Consider the following 20,252-nt stretch of genomic DNA (forward strand, 5'->3'; position numbering starts at 1 on the left):
AATATTGTGAAACTACATTTCTATTTCAATGTATCAGAGTTTTTAGAAGATTTCAATTTATTTTATAATGATAAGTTTCCTATACTTTTACCGATGTAACAATACAGTTTTTCAACAATAATTTTCATATTTTATAAAGAAAGGACAGACTTCTCTTTATTCATCTTTAAAACAAAATATAAAGTTGATTCATATAATCCCGTTAAATATATACCTACTTTACAATTTCTTTTACTAAATAAAAAAACGAGCTGTATTCATATACAGCTCGTTTTTCGCATTATATTTATTTCACTATTCTCTAAATATAATTTCCATATAAAATTTATTTATTTTTAATAAAGTTATTATTTTACGTAATTAAATTAAATTTCTTCTATTTCCTCATGATAACCTACAACTAAATCATCGTTTTGAAAATACCAAAGGTCATCAACATCTACAAAAAATAGAATGCCTTCTTTCTCAAATGACACGATTTCCCCATCTGGTTTCTCTGCAACAATCTCTAAAGAATATCCAGGCTGAATGGAGCTATCTCCTCCGTATCTTACATTAAACCGTATAGACTCTCCACGTTTTTATACGTAATTCATCTTTAAACCATTGTAGAGCCTTATAATCAATTGAAATTTCCATCTTTGTTTCCTCCAGTTTACGCAAATTCTTTTTTACTTAATTGCTGTTTTACAAAAAAGATAAAAATAATGAAAGCAATTAATCCTGAAATTGCACTACTAGCAAATAAAATACGGTAACCAAACATTTGTGAAACAACTCCAAGTAAAATCGCCCCAAGTCCAATCCCTAAATCAAATGCGGTAAAGAACGATGCGTTAGCAACTCCTCTTTTACTCGGGTCAACAATTGAGAGCATCGAGGCTTGCAATGCTGGCTGTGCGGAACCGAATCCAACACCATATAATGTAGCTGCTATAACTATACCTATTAAATTATTTGAAATCGTTAATACAACTATTGCAACAATAGTAATGCATAGTGCCGGAAGTATGATAAATACTTCTCCATACTTATCTAATAGTTTTCCTGAAATTGGCCTTATAATTGTTAATGCAATTGCATATACAAGAAAGAATGTCCCAGGATTCACATCAATTGACGATGCAAATAGCGGTAAAAACGTCGTAATCCCTCCATATGCAAATGATAAAAAGAATACAACTACCGTAATGGATAGAACGGATTTCTCAAACAGTTGCATTTTCCCTTTTTCTTTTTGTGGTGTGAATGGCATTTTCGTCATTAACGATAATAAGACTGCCATAAAGGATAAAAGAGTGGCTAATAAGAAAAGGCCATGAAATGAATAATTTTGTACAACCGATAATCCAATCATTGGACCGATTGCCATTGCAATCGTCATAGCCATCCCATACCACCCCATACCTTCACCACGGCGTGAATCTGGAATAATATCCGTTATCGCTGTTCCAACAGCTGTTGTAGAAACAGCCCATGTTACTCCATGAATAATACGTAAAACAGCCAAAAAGACAATAGTCGTTGCTAAATTATAAGAGTACATCGTTAACCCAAAAAAGATGAGTCCGAAAATAATAAAGGATCTTCTACCATATTGATCCAATATCCCTCCAATAATCGGTCGTACTACAACTGCAGCTATTGTAAACATTCCCATCATGAGTCCGACTTGAGATTCATTGCCACCTATCTCTTTAATAAAAATCGGAAGCGTTGGAACAAGTAAATAAAATCCTGTAAATAAAAATAACATTGCGAAAGTCATTTGAATAAATGATTTCGTCCATAATCGTTCCATTCATATTCCTCCATAAACACATAAGTTATTGCAATTAACACCTCCATTTTACATTTTCTTCGTTCCTTTGCCTTCCGTAAATAGACGTATCTTTTTATAATAAATGGTCCAAAATCAATTTAAATTGGTCTTACAACTTTATACGTATGTTTTAGCCTAAAGTCCCATTTATTTGTACCTTTATATGTGTGAAAAGAATATACTACTTTATTATCGCAACTTAGGAGTGAATATTTTTATGTGGGTATCATCAAGAGTAACTGCCGTAGTTCCTTCGACCCCGGAAATACACGTTCCAGCCGTTCATACGGCTAGTTCCGATGTTGGAATTGAACTTCCTGCAACTTGGCAACAATATCAAATTCCAGGTCAAATTACTCCCTCATTTTGGCATCATGGCGCACATCCAAGTAGTACCACCTTTCAAAGCCACGCTTATCCTCCGTTACCACAGTCTCAAATTTTTTATCATTTTCCTTCAATTTATTTTCAAAACTTCTATGGTACTTTTAATATTTAAAATACATTGTCTCACTGCTAATGCATTTAAAAGAAAAAAGCACTTAAGATTGTAATTTTTACAAATCTTAAGTGCTTTTTAATAATTTTTTCTTACTGCCCATTATTAGCAGGGGCCTCTCCTGCATTACCGCCAGTATTGGGTTCTGTGGTCGCTGGTGGAGTCGTATTTCCTTGACCTCCTCCGTTATTCGCTGGAGGGGTCGTATTTCCTTGACCTCCCCCGTTATTTGCTGGAGGGGTCGTATTTCCTTGGCCTCCTCCGTTATTTGCTGGAGGGGTCGTATTTCCTTGACCTCCTCCGTTATTCGCTGGAGGGGTTGTATTTCCTTGGCCTCCTCCGTTATTTGCTGGAGGGGTCGTTCCTTGACCATTACCATTATTTTGTTCATTTTGTTTCTTTTCTTCTTCTTGTTTCTTTTGCTCTTCTAGTTTCTTTTGTTCTTCTTGCTTCTTAAGTTCCTCTTGTTGCTTTTGTTCTTCTTGTTTTTTCAGTTCTTCCTGTTTCTTTAATTCTTCTTGCTTTTTCTCTTCTTCAGTTTTTTGCTGCTGATCTTGTTTTGGTTGTTCTGTCGTGTCCGGCACGCTCGTATTTGGAGAAGAATCACGTTTTTCCCCTTTTATACGTAACTCACTACCTTCTTGAATTACACTACTTGGCATTTTAAAGCGTGATTTATCTGTAGCCATTTCACTCATCATTTCTTTAAAGATCAGTTGTGCAATTTTCGTATTTTTACTACTAATATACTCGTCTTTACCATCTTTCATATATCCAGTCCATACCGCCATCGTATATTGCGGCGTATAACCTGCAAACCAACTATCACGAGTTGCACTTTCTGGAATGTTAAATTTCGCTAATTGTTTTGAATCATAGTTTGTTGTACCTGTTTTTCCAGCTACATCTAAAGAACTTATATTTGCCGCTGTACCAGTACCTGATGTTACTACTGAGCGAAGCATATCAGTAATCATATATGCTGTAGAGTCAGCTATAACTTGTTTTGGTTTTTGCTCAAAACTTTGTGATTTTCCGTCTGGATAAACTACTTTCTTAACAAAATGCGGTTTTGCATACTTTCCACCATTACCAAATGTCGCATAAGCACCTGCTATTTCAGTTGGTGATACTTCGTTTGTACCAATCGCTGTAGATTCTTTCGGTGCTGAATCAAATGTAATACCTAATTTCTCAGAGAACTCCTTTGATTTATTAAGTCCTACTTCTTTTGCAGTTTTAACTGCTGGAACGTTACGTGACATTTTTAATGCTTCACGCATAGTAATTGGGCCTAAATGACTTCTGTCAGCATTTCGAAGTTCTTGTCCAGTTGAATATTTAAATGGAGAATCATCAATTTGATGATACGTAGCCCATTTTAAGTATTCAATTGCAGGACCGTAATCAAAGATTGGCTTCATAGTTGAACCAGCTGCACGATCTAATTCAATTGCCATATTATGCCCTTTAAATACTGCTTTATTTTCACCACGTCCACTACCTATAGCACGAATCTCTCCTGTTTTCGTATCCATAAATGTGAAAGCACCTTGGAATTTATCATTTGGATAATTAATAATATTTGTATTCAAAATATTATCAGCTAATTTCTGTGCTTTTGGATCCAATGTTGTATAAATTTCTAAACCATCAGATCCAATATTGACATCTGGTATTTCCTTTTCTACTTCTTTCACTACTGCATCCATAAATGCAGGATATGGCATCGCTTGTAGCTCAGCCGCACTCTTAATATTTTTATCCACGGGTACTTTTGATGCTTCTTCCATTTCTGCTTTTGTAATATAACCATGTCGATTCATTAATTTTAGTACAACATTTCTTCTCTCTGTTGCCCTTTGAACATTTTCTGGTTTCGATGGATCATAGTTATTCGGTGCTTTCGGTAAACCTGCAAGCATCGCAACTTCTGGTAATGTTAAATCTTTCAATTCTTTACCATAGTAGTTTTGTGCTGCTGTTGCGATACCATATGAACGGTTTCCTAAGTTAATTTTATTTAAATACATTTCTAAAATTTCATGTTTTGAATATTGTTGTTCTAGCTTATACGCTAAATATATTTCCTGGACCTTACGTTTCGATGTTTTTTCCATCGATAAGAAGTAGTTTTTAATAACCTGCTGTGTTATCGTACTTCCACCTTGTGAACCGTAATCTCCTTTAAGACTCACCAAAACAGCACGGGCAGTACCTTTGAAGTCTACCCCGCTATGCTCATAAAAACGTGCGTCTTCTGTTGCTAAAAATGCATTTTCTACTAATTTAGGAATTTGATCATACGTAACATTCGTCCGCTTTTCTTTCCCGTATTCATATACCAAATCGCCATTTTTATCATAAATTTTTGAGGATAACGGATTAACAAGTTTTGCTTTTTCAAGTTTTGGTGCATCCTTAATCATTACAAAGAAGGTAGCAACTCCCCCCACTAAACCAACAATACCAAGTAATAAACAAGTAATTAAAAACTTGCGAAAAAATGATGTTTTACCTTTTGGTTTTTGTGTTTTAGAAGCTGGCTGTTTTTTCTTTTTAACTTGTCGTCGCTCCTCTCGAGAACGATAATTTTCTGACATGTTACTTTCTCCTGCCTTTCAATTCTCCCGTTGATTTACTTAAAAATATTGAGGTCACTTTCTAAAATAAATTTAATTAAGAAAGTATATTGACCTGGAGCATTCAATATTTTCCTAATTCACAGATTATAAATTTTAGAATATTTCTTATACAAACTATTTTCACTTCCATATTTCCTAATAATGCTGCCCCTTAAAGCATAGAATGTAAAAAGTGAATTTTTAATACCTCGTATAAATAATATACCTTTTTTTCAAATGGTCAATATTTTCTTATTTATAAATCAAAGGTGAAATAAAAATAGCACAACGATATGTACTTCGTGTGAACTTCCTTATAATTACGTATAACGAACATTTAATATATTGCATATAAGTATAATACCTCTTTAATTATAAAGATTTCAACACCACAACCTCAACATCTATAAGAAATTATTAAAAATGAAAAGTGAGGAGTTGCGTAATGATGGAGTTATCTCCCGTGATTTCCAAAACTATAGTTGCTGTTGGATATAATCCTTTTTCTATGATTTTACGCATTCAATTAAAGAATGGACTGTATGATTTCTTTAACGTTCCTGAAAACATTTACACCGGTTTACTAAACGCACACTCTAAAACGAATTATCACAATACTTATATTAAAAATTCTTACCGCTACACCAAAATATAAACTTAACCAGAATAAAAAAAGAAAGGAGGTGATCCCCCTTTCTTTTTAAAATCGTTTCACAACTCAGCTATCTTCTGTTCTTTTTATTTATTTCATCATATGCTTGAATTTGTTTTTTTAAACGCCGATCTGCTTTTTTATCATGTACAACTAATATCGCATGAATAACGCCTGGAACCCAAAATATTAATGTTAATATGAAATTAATTATTGCTTGAAATGGTTTTCCACAAAATAATACGGCTACAGGTGGAAGAAGAATTGCCAACAAATACATCATTTCTTGAAAACTCCTTATTTTGTATTTTTCTCTCTCCATACGCTATACAAACCAATGACTTTTGCATTTCTAATATTTTTATTAACCACTAATAACTGTTCTACTGTTATATATTCTCTTTCAATGTCAAAAAACCTACCACTTCAACTTTTCTACTTATGTAAAATTGAAATTTTACATACAATCTTTCCATGAACAATTTCATATGATTATTTTTTCTAATCTTTCTTCTTTCTCTATTATAGTTAATCCAATTGCAGAAATAACAGTTCCTATCGCTTGTATCCAAACACCAATGAGTGCTATTATTCTCTCATCTTTCTGATCAACTAAACTGTCTTCATTTTCGATTCTATTCTTCATCACATTAATAATGCCTTGATACGCTTGAAGTCCAGCCCCTAAACTTTGCAGAGAATTGCCTAGTATTATTATTTTCTGTACCGTTTTCATCTGAAGCAAAGCCGCTTCTACTCCTAAAAAAGCTCCAATCGATTGTAAGCTATTCCCTATAATTATAAGATAATCATTCTCTTTCAATTGTTCCTTTATATTAAAATATGTTCCTATTACATTTGATATATTCCCTAAAGCTAATAACTCAATGCCCATTTTATCGAGCATTTCACTTTTATTCTCCAAACACATACTTTGATTTTCTCTTTTACCTTCATCTTCGGTTTCATTACTCGCTATAATTTGCAATATATACCCGAGGGCTTGTAATGAGCTTCCTACAATTACAATTTTCGATTCAGCTTTCTCCTCTCCGATAAATCCTCTTGTCGTCCCAATTGCCGCTGTAAGATTTCCTCCTACTTGAAACCATGCTCCCGTCACTTTTAAACCGCTTGGATTCATTCTTATCACCTATTTAGAAGTTTTCTAGTGCTTTCGAAATACATAAATGGCCTCCTTTAACTCATATTTATTTTCTACATTTAATTTTGTGCATTCTATAATGTGTTAAAAATACAAAAAAGAGTATCCCATAACAGTTACTCTTTCCTATATATCAAAAAAATCATTATTTATTTCGTTATTGCTTTTAAATTTCAACTTCTCTTTCCCGCACTTCTCACACCTATACACATAAGCTACACCTAGCTTACCACTTTTGAAATCTTCATTATCCTGCATCTTAATAAAACTATATTTATGTTTACAGTGAGATTCGTCTAAAAAATTTTTAAACCATTTTTTCAACATAGAACTGTTCACCTCTATGAAAGAATCTTCATCTTGTCTTATTACATACTTTTACTTAAATACTCAATCTCATGTTGTAACTTTTTAAATTGTTCAAAATGCATAGTGATAGATTGACTGTTTCCATACTCACCACTATGCTTCACCAATAAAACACCCGTGTCATGAAAAAACGCGTCAAGCTCTTTTCTGATGGATACTTTCATTATATGCGCCGTTTTAATAGCCGATAAAATTGCAATTTCATTAAACTTTAATTTTATTTCATTTGGACAAAATGCTTCTTCAATCAATATAACTTCATTGCTATAAATAAGTGCAACAAGATTACTTGATTTTGCATCTGTTAAATCTACTTTTTTTATAACATTATTCATTACATTTTGCCTCCTTTGTTTTCATATATAATAATTATACAATTATCATTTCCAATTACGTAACCTTACATTCAGTTTAACACACTTTTATTATGGGATTAAGCTACACTTCAAACGTTTTACTATTCCGCAATTTTTGTTAGATGAACCATTTGGACTATAAGACCATATAGTAGTGTTAACAAATGATTGTAAAGTGGGTGAAAACTATGCCCTCAGTTGTAGGGAATTTAGTTGTACAAAATAGTAACGGTTCATTTAATTTAGGTGATTTCTATAACGTTTCTCCGAAAGAAAACACGAAGGCTTATAATGGATCTGGCGCTTCCAACGTTGGTTTTGTTGTTAATACTTTTAATGGTGTGAGTGCGACTAATACGTTTGATTCTGACCTTGCGGATCAAAACCAAGTCGGTACAGCTTAACCCTATTTTTTCATCGTTCTGTTTAAGAATTTTAAATTTGTCCATACTATAATCAGGCTGTTATACAGCTATTGTTAATTTTTGGAGTACCCTATCTTTTTCTCCCTTTCCCTGGGGCTTAGCAGCTAGTATGAAGCTAGTTGCTTTTTCGTTTCATTTTTCTGTTCCACATCTAACATAACGTAAAGTAAGCTAAAAGTTACATTTTAGCTTACTTTACGTTATTTCAATAATATCCGTGGTATTAAATACGTAAGTTTTATAAAACGCGTCAGTACACATTACAATGCGCTTTAGCGGATTTATATGTACAACTGTCATATAGCTTGTAAGTATGTACCCATCTTCAAAATATGTCACCAATATTTCTTTCTCAGACAATAATGACATTAATAATTTATCAGAAATTCCCTCTTTTGCTTCTTTTGTTAAGAGTGGTTTTTGTACTTTAAATTGCTCTCCAATAACCTTTCGCATACTTAATAACTGTTCCGACATTACTGTAAATGGAACCCATTCTCTTTTTGCTCTTTGCATCTTTACATCATTCATTTCTCTATCTCCTCGATCATTTATCCATTCTACTTCAAACATATCGCGCTTCGATTATTCTTTAATAATTGCTCGGCTCATATTTTTCCTGCATGAACAGGAGGAAATCTCTCACCTCAAAATTCACGACATACAAGGAAAGTAAGTCGAAAATCAACTCCCCGTAAATACCCGCTAATTACAGCTTCACTTTATTTCTAAATCTTATACTCTCTACACCCATAAGAACATTCGTTCTAATTATACACGAACCTACGTTCTTTTGAGAAGAGATTTATTTTTTCTTCATCAAATGATCTTTTCACTTCCCATTTAATTGGAAGTGAAAAGATCAACTAAAAAGTTTTAATTTTTTCAGGTTTATTAACAACCATCTATAAATGAAAGCATATATTATAAGGAACGAACTCACAAAATTTAAGGGATTTATAATGGACCTCCATTCGTTCCTTATGAATTTCTATGAAAAGAGAGCAATTTAAACACTCTCTTTTCGTACATACTACATAAAACTATTCATTAATAATTCACTCTAATTATTAAATATATTTTGGTTGTACTATTATATGTAACTCCCTCTCTGTTACTGCTTTTTTCGGGTTTCGAAAATACTCTAATTCGTATTTTAATACCTCATATTCAACCATCCCGATCTTAATCCCTTTCGTTTCTTTTAAAATAGCTAATAGGTTATTTATATCTTCATCATACGATTCAAAAATTTTCCCTCCGTCTTCTCTTTGAAAAATTACTTTCACATTTTCTCCCCCTACATAATTTATTTATCTATTCAATAATTCATTTAAGAGTATTCATTCTTCTCCTTAAAATTTCATACTAAAAAGAACATCCATCTTAATAGAATGCTCTGCTTTTCACTTCATTTAGCGTCAATATATTTCAATCTTATTGTATGTTTCATTCTGCAAATTATGTTTATCCACTTCTATAAAGTGAAACTTTAATCAGTGGGGGTTTTCTTCATCCCACACTGATTATTAGTTGAACCAATCGGACTTTTATGGGCAGTTGATCCCCACCTAACTTCTTTGCTTTCGCTGAATTTTGAGATGGGGGTCTTACTGCCCATTAAAGTGGGGTAAAGTGAAACTTTAAACCACTCAAGCTTTGTTCATTCCTGACTAATAATTAGCTCACAGAAATCTTACCGCCTACAAATAACGGGCTAAAATTAATTAACTCGTTTTATATTTAATGAGATGAAAAAAAACATTATAATATCAACATTCTATAAAGTAATGATTAATCTTCTTTAAATAAATTACATAAATTTCCATTGTAATTCTTAATATTTATATGTAATATTGTATTGTCTTACTATCTATTTATAACTCACACACTAATTAGAAAAGGGAACCTTTAAAGGTTCCCTTTTCTAATTACAGTCATTATTTCTTTTCTAGAAATTCAAATGTATTTTTAAACTCTTTATCATTCACCTTAATATCAGCATCTTTCAATAAATCATTGACTACTTGTTGCTTCCATTTACCTGTCGTGTCTTGTAGTCTTTGCTGTTCTAAATCTTTACGAATATCATCTTTCACTTCATCAAATGGCTTCAATTCTTTTTTATCTGTCACTTTAATAATGTGGTAACCGTAAGTTGTTTTTATCGGATCACTTACTTGTCCTGCATCTAATTTATATGCAGCTTCCTCAAATTCTTTCACCGTTTGCCCTGGTGCAAAACCAGCTATTTCTCCGCCTTGTTCTTTTGAACCAGTATCCTCTGAGTATTGCTTCGCTAAAGCCGCAAAGTCTTCACCATTATTTACTTTCTCTTTCACTTCTTTAGCAGTCTTTTCATCTTTCACTAAAATGTGACTTACTTTCAGTTCTGGCTTATAGTTATCTTTGACATCTTTTTCTGTGACAGTAGCTTTAATCGCTTTTTCAAATGCAATTTCTGGCTTCATTTTTTCTTTTAATTCATCTTCATTTTTCAATCCAACTTGCTCTAGAGTCGATTTGAAATTGTCGCCCATTTTATCTTTTGCTTCTTCTACTTGTTTTTTTGCTTCTTCATCTGAAACTTTATATTTATCTAGCAATGCCTTACTTAACACCATTTGATATAAAGTACTTTCCCCATATTTTTGTCTTAACTCTTTACTTAACTCTTTCTCTGTAACATTTCCTACTTTTGATGTTACTACGTTACCTGAGGAACCACATGCAGATAATGCCAGTACTACGCATGAAATAATCGTTCCTAAAAATAGCTTCTTCTTTTTCAATTCAAATACCTCACTTTTATTATTATATAAGAATAACTATACAGTGTTGTTGTGTATACAATGTGTTTTCTAGATGTAATTCATTTCATGTGAAAAAACTATGTACCAGTATATAAAATTAGTTAATCAATCTATCTTTTGCACAAATACTAGAATTATTTTCTCTATTACTACTAATCTTCGTTTTTTGTAATTAATCTTCTTTATACGATGAAACATATGTATGAACGCTAATTTACTGTATTTTGTGTGATTATTCTATATTAACAAAAACAATTTATCTCTCATTTCTTTTATATTTCAATTCAAAAATACTATCTTTACACTCTATATAAGATTCAGTAACAATTTTATCAGTGGAAGCCTCGTTTATCGCCCGCAATAACTCTACAAAGTAACGTTAATGCATACGAAAAAGACATTTCCTATTAATGAAAATGTCTTCTCACAATTTAATAAAACAGTTTTGGTGTTAAATCTGTATTTTGTAATTGTGCACTTTCCCTGCTCGAAACACAGCTTGTGGAGAATAATATTGGGATACCACAAACGTCATCGTTCATTACATCATGAAATACATTTGCAGCAACACCAGTAAATGTTTGACATAAATTTGAAATATCATCGTTAAAAAATTGAATCACTTGCGCAGCAAAAACTGGAAAGACAACATTTGACCCACCAGGGAGCTGTGGTTGTACAACAACTTGTTCAAAATAAGGATTATTTTCTAACGCCACTTGAAATAAATGGGCAATTTCAAATGCATCTAGAGGACATGGAAATGGATTTACAATGTCATTTTCCTTATTAGTGACAATAACTGTTACACTTACATTCCCAAATTCTACAAAAGATTTTAGGAGCGTTGCTAACGCTCTCGCTTTTTCATCACTTAACGCGTGCACCAAAATAATATAATTCCCGCCAACTGGAATCAACGGACCAACTGTAACAGTTGGATCAGCACCAATTGAATTTTTTAACTCATTAAAATATGTGATCCACGGCGGTGAAAGCTGAGCTTGTACATTTTCTTGCACTCTTTCATTACCTCCTAATACAATTCTTACTATTATGATATGTAGCAAGGAAAAAAGTGTATTAGATAGATTACTTATTTTTCAATTTTATATATTATATTATTTAAACATTCCATAAAATATTCTTAGTCTGTACTCTTTTTCCACATTTTTACCATTCCATAAAACTCCATATCATTATCAACTCAACTAAAAGTTCATATTATATTAGTACGTCTTTATAATACGAACGAAAAAACGCAGTATACAATACTGCATCATAGGAGCTGATTTTATGGAGAAAAAACCTATTGTTTTCAAAGTCCCACCAAATTCAAAATTAAAAGTTACATTTTTCGGTCCTTGTAACGAAGTAATTACAAATGTTTCTATAATTAATCAACTTTCCACACCTAAATGCCAAACTATTACACAATATCCAAACTATACGAAATATGAAACTGAAGTACGATCATTATCGAGTTGTTAATCCATTCTATACAAAATCCTTACAATTTGGTTAACTACACAACCTTATTAATAGACTAAAATTACTTATTTCATGATATTCTATTGATAATCCATTGATTTTTTACACGTTTTTATTAGCAGAGCATATATTATCGTATGGAGATTATCCACTCATAAAACCTATCTTTCTTTAGAGCGTACTTTTTATGTATGCTCTTTCTTTATTTACCCCATGTGAAATATAAACCGGATCACTTTTATATTTCACATGGGGTAAATTGACCTGCCTTTTGTAAACAATCTAGTCAAGGTTCCCCTCACAATACTCCTTTATTTATTATACATTCACTACTCTGTTAAATTTGTGTATCCATTCAAGCATCATTCATCTAATATATTTTCCTTCTAAATTGACCAAAGATGTATTAACATTCTTTATATACTCAAGGAGGTCAAATATGTTCAAGTTTCATTCGATACTACTCATCTTAGGATTTATTTTATTTTTATATAGTGTACTTGTTATATTATCAATAGCAATACCTGCACAAACCGATGTTAAATATGTAATTTCTATATAGTAATGAAAAAGCCTGTAATTATACGGACATAAATTAAGATATCTTTTTATACCGTTAGGCAACTAGCAAATGTAACGCCAAAGAACTTTTACAACCTTGTTACTTACTCTTTTTATTACTTGCAGAAGATCTATACTTAAAATAAGATAGTCCTTTCAACATCAAAACTGTAAAAAATAATTTTAAAACTTTACCTTTCATCATTACATCTTTAGCATGTGAAATTTTCATGAAACAAACTATATTTAATCGATTTACTTATATATTTTAAAAAAACAATAATAATCCCCCCACCATTCGGTACAGGGGATTAACTAGACCTACTGAAAAGTATTTTATTCTCTTCGTTATTTAATTGGAGAAGGGAATCTTGCTGCTTCAAAATGTGAGCCGTCTTCCGAAGTACTTAAAACTCCGTCTATGCTACTTTGTGCATAAACCTCAACTTGATCTCCTTCATGCAATTGAATAATCGTCGAAACACTTACTACATTTCCAAAACCTATTGGACCAAAAAAGTCATTATCTATAGCTATTGCTGCGTTTCCATTCACACGAATTTCTACACGAGCTCTATAATTTAAATTAAAATCATTTGGAAAAAAACCAATCGTACCAATAATAGAGTAAACTCCTCTAGTCTTCGGAATAAAAATAGATGTTGCTGGATTATACTCATTTGCTAAATCAAATTGTTCATCCTGGAATAATACCTTTACAAAAGTATTGGCAGGAACCGTTTGATCCACCGTATTTCTAGCTCTAAATGCTGATGCTCGAACAAGACTGCCCTTGTTTTCATTACACTTACTATCGTTCTTACAGTTATGCTGTTTCTTTTTATATTCTTTACAATACTTACAGTAGTAATAGCAAGACATACTCATTCCCCTTTCATGCTTATTACTCCAGATTATGTAAAAAAGATTCGTAATGTTTGGACGAACTATTGTTTTCCCACTATACTTGTCGCCTATTTATATACGCGTAAGCGGAAGACATATCAATAACACCACAACCTAGTAGTATAGTAATCTCTATTCAAACTTGATAAATCTTTTCCTTATTTATTTTACTTTTTATGCATAAAAAAGAACGAATCTACATTCGTCCTTTCACACATTTTTATGGTCAAAAGCTTATCATCCAACCTAACATGAATCCAAATATAAAAAACAGTAGCATAAAAAGATATAAACTACATGCCCACAATGCATATTTCCGACTTTTTCTTTTTGTGATCATTCCTATGACTGAGCATACCAATCCAATACCAACTATTTGCAGAAAATCTTTACCTATAAATGTTTCTTGTATAAGCAATATACTGTTCAAATACAATAACGCCAGAAAGGCAATAATTAATGAAATAGTCCCCATCCACGTTTCCTGTTTATACATATGATTCTTTCTTTTTTTAAGAATGCCAATTCCATAATCTCGCTTCACCTACTTTCAATTTTCTAACTTTTTCATGGCTCATTAATTTTTCAACTTCTGCTTTAGGTCCTGTTACAACTACCCCATATGTTTTTATCCCATTTTTTTCAAGGAAAGAAATACGCTTTAACAACTCTAATACTTTCGCTCTAGATAGCTTCACTGCTAAATTTTCATGCTTCTGTAATGACTTTAACACATCAATAAATTGTTCCTCATGAGGTGAATCACTTTCAAAAGCACCACTTGGCCTTGAAATCATATCTGCTGGAAAGCCAATCGGTGCTACATACATCCCCTCATCATTCGTTTGCTTCCCCTCTAATCCTGTATTAACGTCGTACCAAACGATATCAATAGTAGGAAACATATTTGTTACCTCTCGTCCTGGTTCGCGTTAGTAAATGTTCATGTATCCTTTCATATAGTGTCACTATCCATCATTTGTCATGATAAGATAATTCTCATTCTTTCTTCTATCGATATTTTCTTATCAAAAAAACACTTGTAGAGTATGTATAAAGTTTCTCTCATCAGCTATTTACAAATTGTAGATGGAACGATTTGACGCTTACATATACACTCATCCCCCTCAATTGTTTCAGCTATTTGCTGCTACCTAAAAATTCGGCATATGCCATAAAGGTAAGTGGGAGCTGGGTTTCCCGTATATATCCAATTGATGATGGTTAATACTCGGTTTGGGTTACCAGCTCCCTACTAATTAAACCTTCCATTTATAAATTAAATACAGTTCCATATGGGATTGTAAGAAAAGAACTTCCATACGGTGTGATTTGATGCACTGGATAAAAATACTCCATGGATGAATAATAAGGCTGGATACCTTGTTGCTGCATTTGCATTTGTTGTTGCATTTGTAACGCTTGTTGAACAGCTTGAACTGTACTTTGTGCTCCGCTAAACGTGATTGATGTACCATACGCTGGGCGCATACTAGGTTGATTAGCAAAATATGAATAAAACATTATTTCCAACTCACTTCCATATAAGCTATTACAAATCATAGTATGATTCTTTTTTTAGGAAGTGCTGAAAATTAGCACGTTAACTTTTAGTAAGTTTCTCATTTTATTCTTTCTTTTAATATCTTCAATTTCATATTTCAATTACTCGTTTCAATTATTAAACATGATTGAATTTTTAAAGCATAATAAAAAAATGAATAACCTTACATAAAATTCTAAATGGAACTTCATTAGACTCTAACTTAATTAAACTTATAATTATCATCAAATTTTTACAATATTACTAGTCTCATAAGAACACCTCCATTTTATTTACATATACTTTTAAAAAATGTTCCTAGGTATTTCACATATAACTTATACTGATAAACACATTACAATTAGAAGCAAATATTGATTATCAAATGTACTTACTATTTAAATTTTTTAAAAGGAGGTAATTATGAAAAATAATCAAAACTCAAACGACCCGTGCAAAAAGTTCCAATTTCCCTGTTTTATTTCTATATCCTCTTGCAATCAAAGTAATTGTTGTACACCTGTTTTTTTCTCATTTTCTCAGCAACAAGAATTATTGTCCCTAATTAACCAATTAAACCAAGCAATCCTTTCTTTCTTTACCACGCCAAATCCGACAACTATACAAATACTCCAATCTGCATTACAGGCATTAAACGATTTAATTATTACAGTGCAACCAAATACTCCAAATAGAAATTTAGTTATACGAACTATAACTCAATTAATTAATTCCTTACCCACTGCATCGCTTACTCAAATCTCTGCGTTATTTCAATTTCTATTCCAAAATTTATCTTCGCTCATTAGTTGTTCCAATATATCGGACCCATTGTTACAACAAACATTTAACTTAATTTTGCAAGGAATATTGAATAGTTCTCTATTAAATATTACCGGAATACCCGGTCCTACTGGCGCGACTGGACCTAGAGGATTTCCAGGACCTAAAGGAGCGACCGGACCTCAAGGTGTACAAGGTATTCAAGGGCCAGAAGGACCAGAAGGAGCGACTGGTCCTCAAGGTGTACAAGGGCTTCAAGGGCCAGAAGGACTCGAAGGGCCGACTGGTCCTCAAGGCGTGGAAGGGCTTCAAGGGCCAGAAGGACCACCGGGACCGACTGGGCCCCAAGGTGTGCAAGGTATTCAAGGACCACCGGGACCACCAGGGCCAACTGGATCCGGAACCGGAATGGGAGTTCCTGGACCACCAGGGCCGACTGGACCTCAGGGGGTACAAGGAATTCAAGGGCCGGAGGGACCAGAAGGACCAACTGGACCTCAAGGTATCCAAGGGCTTCAAGGGCCAGAAGGACTCGAAGGGCCGACTGGTCCTCAAGGTGTGCAAGGAATGCAAGGACCGGAGGGACCACCAGGGCCGACTGGACCTCAAGGTGTGCAAGGTATTCAAGGACCGGAAGGACCACCAGGGCCAACTGGAGAGTGTGAATGTCCACCGGGACCGACTGGGCCAACCGCACCGACTGGACCTGCATGTAATTTCCTTGTTTATGTTACAAACGCAGGAGCCATAGATGATCCAACAAATGATACAGTATCTGTAATTAACACCGGAACAAATACAGTTGTTGCTACAATCACTGTAGGTAATGCACCTCTCGAAGTAACCGTTTCTCCAAATGGGACTCGCGCTTATGTTACTAATATTTTTTCTAATACCGTTTCTGTTATTAATACGGCTACGAATACAGTTATTGCTACCATCCCTGTTGGATCTAATCCAATCGGTGTAGCTGTTTCTCCAAATAACACAACTGTTTATGTTGGAAATCACGGTAACAATACGGTCTCTGTTATTAATGCTGCTACTAACACAGTTGTTGCTACCATTCCTGTTGGCAACGCTCCACAAGGAATCACTGTTTCTCCAAATGGGGCCTTTGCATATGTTGCAAACGAATTAAGCAACAATATTTCTGTTATTGATACTGCTACGAATACAGTTATCGCTACCATTCCTGTTGGCATTCGTCCTAGAATAATCGTCTTTACACTAGATGGCACTCGTGCCTATGTCACAAATCAAAATAGCAATACTGTTTCTGTTATTGACACCACTACGAATTCCGTTGTTAATACAATTAGCGTAGGTTCTGAACCGGTTGGTATAGATATTACACCAGATGGCACTCGTATTTACGTTGTAAATAAAGTAAGTAATAATGTATCAGTAATAAGTGTGGCGACAAATACTGTAATGGATACAATTCCTGTTGCTTTATCGCCGGATCAAGTAACGATCATACCAGACGGCACCCTCGCATACGTTACAAACCAAGGTAGTAATACTGTTTCTGTTATCAATACTGCTACAAATACGGTTATAGATACGGTTCCAGTAGGTGTTGCCCCAACTGGTATAGCAACCGGAACTATTTGTGAATAATATAAAAAACAGAGGGACAAAAAATATGTCTCTCTGTTTTTTATTTTTTGTGCTCCTTAAAAATTTCATATTATCTTATGTATACTTCTATACATTTGTTTGTAAAACCCATTGTATTAAAAGAAGTAACCGAGTATCTTTACGAGCTTAAATAGATTCACAAATTATCTATATCACGCTCTAACCTTATTTTCATAACCTCCTATTCACCACCCTATAAAATTTCACAAAATAAAAAAGCAGCTGTTATGCTACATTATATTCGTTTTATCCCCAAGAAAAATGATAAATATATTCTCCCGTTACACTTTGATTAATCCCAATAATTCTAGCAAACCTCATTAAGTCCGCTCCTTGAAGAAAATACATCGCAAGTGTAATTGGCACTTGTGACCACATGAATTGATAAAACTCTTCGACTCTTTGGTTTGTTGAAACAATTAAATCATTTACAGGCCCTTGATTCCATACAGAAGTTCTAACTAAATTAAACGGAAGATCTTTCCCATTAACCACTATTCGCGCCATACTTTGAGTTATGTCCACATCAATTCCCTCCATCATTACAAAAATTGGACCTGTGTATTTACTCCTTTCTTTATAAATATTCTTAACCTTCATAAATGTCTAAGGCAAACCTCTATTTTTGCTTCTATTCAAATGAATTTATTTCACACAGTAAACAGGCAAATGAAATTTCAGTATTACTCTCCTTCAACTTCCGTATCATTTACCCCCTTATTCAACTTGACAATCCGGTATGCAAAATTACATATCTTATTATCTCAATATCACTTTATTTACTACCAGTTGATAGAAAAACATTCAAACCAATTGATAAATCAACGTTTGTAATTTAATTCCTTATTTTAAATTCCACTCCTTTATTTTTAAACACTATATTCGAATAATTATATTGGAATTTCTTGTTGTATACACATCTATCTTTTTCATGTATTATATACGAGAAGAGTAAGGTAAGAGTTACTCTTTGCCATTTTAGGAAAGGTCCTGTTGGAAACAACAGGACCTTTTTTCGTATTTGCAAAAGCAATCTTAATTTTCTCATTCCTTACATCTATCGCTTCCCTAAATACATTTTCAACCATTTCAGATTTAATCTCCCAAATATAAGATGCTATACGGACTCTTCTGAGTAAACGGCTACTCGTACTATGTGGGCTTCTCTTTACATACCCAACTTTACAATCCATCCCTACCGATTTATTGTCGTTAATCTTTTTAATTACCATAGATTTTTTGACTATTTCTTGAACATGATTTGTATCAACTTTCATTACTAATTCCTTTCTAACATAATTACTCTTCGTGTTAATTCATTAATCGTTTGTTGCAGTCCAGTAACTCAAATTCTTAATTCAACAATAATAAATCTTTTTTAATTTTTCACTTTCTCTAGACCTTTTGTTTTGTTTAAATGGACTAATCTATTAATTCTATAAAATCAATTAATTCAACTATTACATATTAATAATCCCTTCATATACTATAGTAGATTGCTAGAAAGGAGGCGTAACCATGGATAGTTGCGTTGTATTTGTAAATGGACAACCTTTTTTAGTTCTTTCAGTAGCTGGTATCGAAATTGCTAGATTAGAGATTTCGCTTCAAGTAGCATTGGCTCTAAGAGTGCTTGGAATACCAATTTGTGATTAATTACCACATCCAAAAAAAGAGAGCATTAGCTCTCTTTTTTTATTTTCCCTATTATCCCTGAACAAAAAAGAGCGCTTTTCTTCAAAGCACTCTTTCCAAAGAATTTACCAATTTCGACGATCATCATGATCATGATCACGTTCATGATTACGTCTGCGACGACACTCATCACAATCGCAGTCACGATCACGTCTACAACGACTGTCATCACAATCTCTGTGTCTGCATCTGCCGAACATTAAATCATCCCAAAATCTATCACAATCTCGAAAATTATTATTCCATCCCATAAATATGATTACCTCCTCTATAAATAGAATTCATTATATTCTATGAATAAAAGGGGAAATAGCTTGTTTACTAGCCTATGTTTTGTGTTTTAAACTAATAATATTCCTATTTATTCTTCAAATTGCTAGTCTACCTCCTTATCTTTCCTTAACAACAAACAAGACGCCCACCAGATCACAAGCAACGCCTACGATAATTGATATTGTTTTAATCATTATCATCATTCCTATCTCCTAAATGAAACTAAATCAATGGTTGTTATATTTATTCTTTTTCTTTATTGATTAACTGAGTAATTTCATATACACCGTTTATCAAATATTCCATATGTCTTCACCCCTTGAATAATTTTTAAATAAAAATACATACTATTTTCAAGCCGCCGTATCCACGGCTAATACTTCTTTCTTTTGTTACAGCAGAAGTAGATAGGTTCTTCACTTATCTGCTTTCTGTGTATATTTTTTTAAATATCGAAAATAATACCAACAAGCTGTTTGAACTAGCAGCTTCACTCTTCTCGCAATGGGAATGCAATTTATCACAATTAGCTAACTCATTCGACTCACTGGCAGACAACCAAAATCGTTGTCTGCTTTTTGTATGAGATTTTTTCGTTTTACATATACTACTTTTGAACCTGTAGACCAAT

General features: G+C 33.1%; 23 protein-coding genes and 2 pseudogenes. 7 read left to right on the top strand and 18 right to left on the bottom strand.

Annotated features, from left to right (window positions below):
• Positions 1 to 365 precede the first annotated feature (365 nt).
• Both ACTFRS_RS06935 and ACTFRS_RS06940 read right to left on the bottom strand, forming a co-directional pair.
• Positions 366 to 639, bottom strand: a pseudogene (locus ACTFRS_RS06935) (HesB/YadR/YfhF family protein).
• Between the two features lie 16 nt (positions 640 to 655).
• Positions 656 to 1,801 (bottom strand): MFS transporter, encoded by a 1,146-nt coding sequence (locus ACTFRS_RS06940; RefSeq protein WP_139867249.1) that lies wholly within the window; start codon positions 1,799 to 1,801, stop codon positions 656 to 658.
• 238 nt (positions 1,802 to 2,039) lie between these two features.
• Between ACTFRS_RS06940 and ACTFRS_RS06945 the strand changes: the two genes are divergently transcribed.
• Positions 2,040 to 2,321: a hypothetical protein gene (locus tag ACTFRS_RS06945; RefSeq protein WP_139867251.1), complete on the top strand. Its 282-nt coding sequence runs from the start codon at positions 2,040 to 2,042 to the stop codon at positions 2,319 to 2,321.
• Positions 2,322 to 2,413: 92 nt separating this feature from the next.
• On the opposite strand, the gene ACTFRS_RS06950 is transcribed toward ACTFRS_RS06945, so the two are convergent.
• On the bottom strand, positions 2,414 to 4,924 hold the full coding sequence (locus ACTFRS_RS06950) for a PBP1A family penicillin-binding protein (protein WP_318160728.1): 2,511 nt from the start codon (positions 4,922 to 4,924) through the stop codon (positions 2,414 to 2,416).
• Positions 4,925 to 5,390: 466 nt separating this feature from the next.
• Here ACTFRS_RS06950 and ACTFRS_RS06955 point away from each other — a divergent pair, with 466 nt between their 5' ends.
• Positions 5,391 to 5,600: a KTSC domain-containing protein gene (locus tag ACTFRS_RS06955; protein WP_000970366.1), complete on the top strand. Its 210-nt coding sequence runs from the start codon at positions 5,391 to 5,393 to the stop codon at positions 5,598 to 5,600.
• A gap of 67 nt (positions 5,601 to 5,667) precedes the next feature.
• Here ACTFRS_RS06955 and ACTFRS_RS06960 read toward each other — a convergent pair whose 3' ends face one another.
• From ACTFRS_RS06960 to ACTFRS_RS06975, 4 genes are all read right to left on the bottom strand, one after another.
• Complete coding sequence (locus ACTFRS_RS06960) at positions 5,668 to 5,880, bottom strand: YqaE/Pmp3 family membrane protein (protein WP_000990223.1); 213 nt, start codon at positions 5,878 to 5,880, stop codon at positions 5,668 to 5,670.
• A gap of 201 nt (positions 5,881 to 6,081) precedes the next feature.
• Positions 6,082 to 6,741: a DUF6944 family repetitive protein gene (locus ACTFRS_RS06965; protein WP_139867255.1), complete on the bottom strand. Its 660-nt coding sequence runs from the start codon at positions 6,739 to 6,741 to the stop codon at positions 6,082 to 6,084.
• 147 nt (positions 6,742 to 6,888) lie between these two features.
• Positions 6,889 to 7,089, bottom strand: a complete 201-nt coding sequence (locus ACTFRS_RS06970) for a hypothetical protein (protein WP_074610405.1) — start codon at positions 7,087 to 7,089, stop codon at positions 6,889 to 6,891.
• A gap of 41 nt (positions 7,090 to 7,130) precedes the next feature.
• Positions 7,131 to 7,466, bottom strand: a complete 336-nt coding sequence (locus ACTFRS_RS06975; RefSeq protein ID WP_139867257.1) for a hypothetical protein — start codon at positions 7,464 to 7,466, stop codon at positions 7,131 to 7,133.
• 209 nt (positions 7,467 to 7,675) lie between these two features.
• On the opposite strand from ACTFRS_RS06975, the gene gerPF reads away from it, so the two are divergent.
• Positions 7,676 to 7,891: a spore germination protein GerPF gene (gerPF, locus tag ACTFRS_RS06980; protein WP_001141565.1), complete on the top strand. Its 216-nt coding sequence runs from the start codon at positions 7,676 to 7,678 to the stop codon at positions 7,889 to 7,891.
• Between the two features lie 216 nt (positions 7,892 to 8,107).
• On the opposite strand, the gene ACTFRS_RS06985 is transcribed toward gerPF, so the two are convergent.
• The 4 genes from ACTFRS_RS06985 to ACTFRS_RS07000 form a co-directional block, all read right to left on the bottom strand.
• Entirely contained in the window at positions 8,108 to 8,443 is a 336-nt protein-coding gene (locus ACTFRS_RS06985) for a YolD-like family protein (RefSeq protein WP_139867259.1), read from the bottom strand.
• A 539-nt stretch (positions 8,444 to 8,982) separates the two neighbouring features.
• Complete coding sequence (locus ACTFRS_RS06990; RefSeq protein ID WP_000864286.1) at positions 8,983 to 9,201, bottom strand: hypothetical protein; 219 nt, start codon at positions 9,199 to 9,201, stop codon at positions 8,983 to 8,985.
• A 651-nt stretch (positions 9,202 to 9,852) separates the two neighbouring features.
• A complete protein-coding gene (locus tag ACTFRS_RS06995) occupies positions 9,853 to 10,704 on the bottom strand; it encodes a peptidylprolyl isomerase PrsA (protein ID WP_139867261.1) in 852 nt (283 codons plus the stop codon).
• Positions 10,705 to 11,156: 452 nt separating this feature from the next.
• Positions 11,157 to 11,747 carry a hypothetical protein gene (locus ACTFRS_RS07000; RefSeq protein WP_139867263.1) on the bottom strand — a complete coding sequence of 197 codons (591 nt, stop codon included), beginning with the start codon at positions 11,745 to 11,747 and terminating at the stop codon, positions 11,157 to 11,159.
• Positions 11,748 to 12,021: 274 nt separating this feature from the next.
• Here ACTFRS_RS07000 and ACTFRS_RS07005 point away from each other — a divergent pair, with 274 nt between their 5' ends.
• Positions 12,022 to 12,216: a hypothetical protein gene (locus ACTFRS_RS07005; protein WP_000412568.1), complete on the top strand. Its 195-nt coding sequence runs from the start codon at positions 12,022 to 12,024 to the stop codon at positions 12,214 to 12,216.
• A 439-nt stretch (positions 12,217 to 12,655) separates the two neighbouring features.
• Positions 12,656 to 12,778: a hypothetical protein gene (locus ACTFRS_RS07010; protein WP_276608971.1), complete on the top strand. Its 123-nt coding sequence runs from the start codon at positions 12,656 to 12,658 to the stop codon at positions 12,776 to 12,778.
• Between the two features lie 347 nt (positions 12,779 to 13,125).
• Here the strand turns inward: ACTFRS_RS07010 and ACTFRS_RS07015 are convergent, their stop codons facing one another.
• From ACTFRS_RS07015 to ACTFRS_RS07030, 4 genes and pseudogenes are all read right to left on the bottom strand, one after another.
• Positions 13,126 to 13,659, bottom strand: coding sequence for a complement C1q domain-containing protein (locus ACTFRS_RS07015; RefSeq protein ID WP_242294811.1), 534 nt, complete (start codon positions 13,657 to 13,659; stop codon positions 13,126 to 13,128).
• A 250-nt stretch (positions 13,660 to 13,909) separates the two neighbouring features.
• Entirely contained in the window at positions 13,910 to 14,158 is a 249-nt protein-coding gene (locus ACTFRS_RS07020) for a hypothetical protein (protein ID WP_139867269.1), read from the bottom strand.
• 37 nt (positions 14,159 to 14,195) lie between these two features.
• Positions 14,196 to 14,603: pseudogene (locus tag ACTFRS_RS07025) on the bottom strand (anti-sigma factor C-terminal domain-containing protein); the annotation flags it as partial.
• A 352-nt stretch (positions 14,604 to 14,955) separates the two neighbouring features.
• Positions 14,956 to 15,207, bottom strand: coding sequence for a DUF3947 family protein (locus ACTFRS_RS07030; protein ID WP_000500083.1), 252 nt, complete (start codon positions 15,205 to 15,207; stop codon positions 14,956 to 14,958).
• A 442-nt stretch (positions 15,208 to 15,649) separates the two neighbouring features.
• Between ACTFRS_RS07030 and ACTFRS_RS07035 the strand changes: the two genes are divergently transcribed.
• Positions 15,650 to 17,632, top strand: a complete 1,983-nt coding sequence (locus ACTFRS_RS07035) for a beta-propeller fold lactonase family protein (protein WP_440023868.1) — start codon at positions 15,650 to 15,652, stop codon at positions 17,630 to 17,632.
• Between the two features lie 267 nt (positions 17,633 to 17,899).
• Here ACTFRS_RS07035 and ACTFRS_RS07040 read toward each other — a convergent pair whose 3' ends face one another.
• Positions 17,900 to 18,253 (bottom strand): hypothetical protein, encoded by a 354-nt coding sequence (locus ACTFRS_RS07040; RefSeq protein WP_087952446.1) that lies wholly within the window; start codon positions 18,251 to 18,253, stop codon positions 17,900 to 17,902.
• Between the two features lie 329 nt (positions 18,254 to 18,582).
• A complete protein-coding gene (locus ACTFRS_RS07045) occupies positions 18,583 to 18,930 on the bottom strand; it encodes a terminase small subunit (protein WP_139867275.1) in 348 nt (115 codons plus the stop codon).
• Positions 18,931 to 19,171: 241 nt separating this feature from the next.
• On the opposite strand from ACTFRS_RS07045, the gene ACTFRS_RS07050 reads away from it, so the two are divergent.
• A complete protein-coding gene (locus tag ACTFRS_RS07050; RefSeq protein ID WP_000376554.1) occupies positions 19,172 to 19,309 on the top strand; it encodes a DUF3956 domain-containing protein in 138 nt (45 codons plus the stop codon).
• 104 nt (positions 19,310 to 19,413) lie between these two features.
• Here ACTFRS_RS07050 and ACTFRS_RS07055 read toward each other — a convergent pair whose 3' ends face one another.
• Positions 19,414 to 19,599, bottom strand: a complete 186-nt coding sequence (locus tag ACTFRS_RS07055) for a hypothetical protein (RefSeq protein WP_087952444.1) — start codon at positions 19,597 to 19,599, stop codon at positions 19,414 to 19,416.
• Between the last annotated feature and the right edge of the window lie 653 nt (positions 19,600 to 20,252).

The sequence above is a fragment of the Bacillus cereus group sp. MYBK139-1 genome (assembly GCF_051916915.1).
Classification (GTDB): Bacteria; Bacillota; Bacilli; order Bacillales; family Bacillaceae_G; genus Bacillus_A; species Bacillus_A pacificus.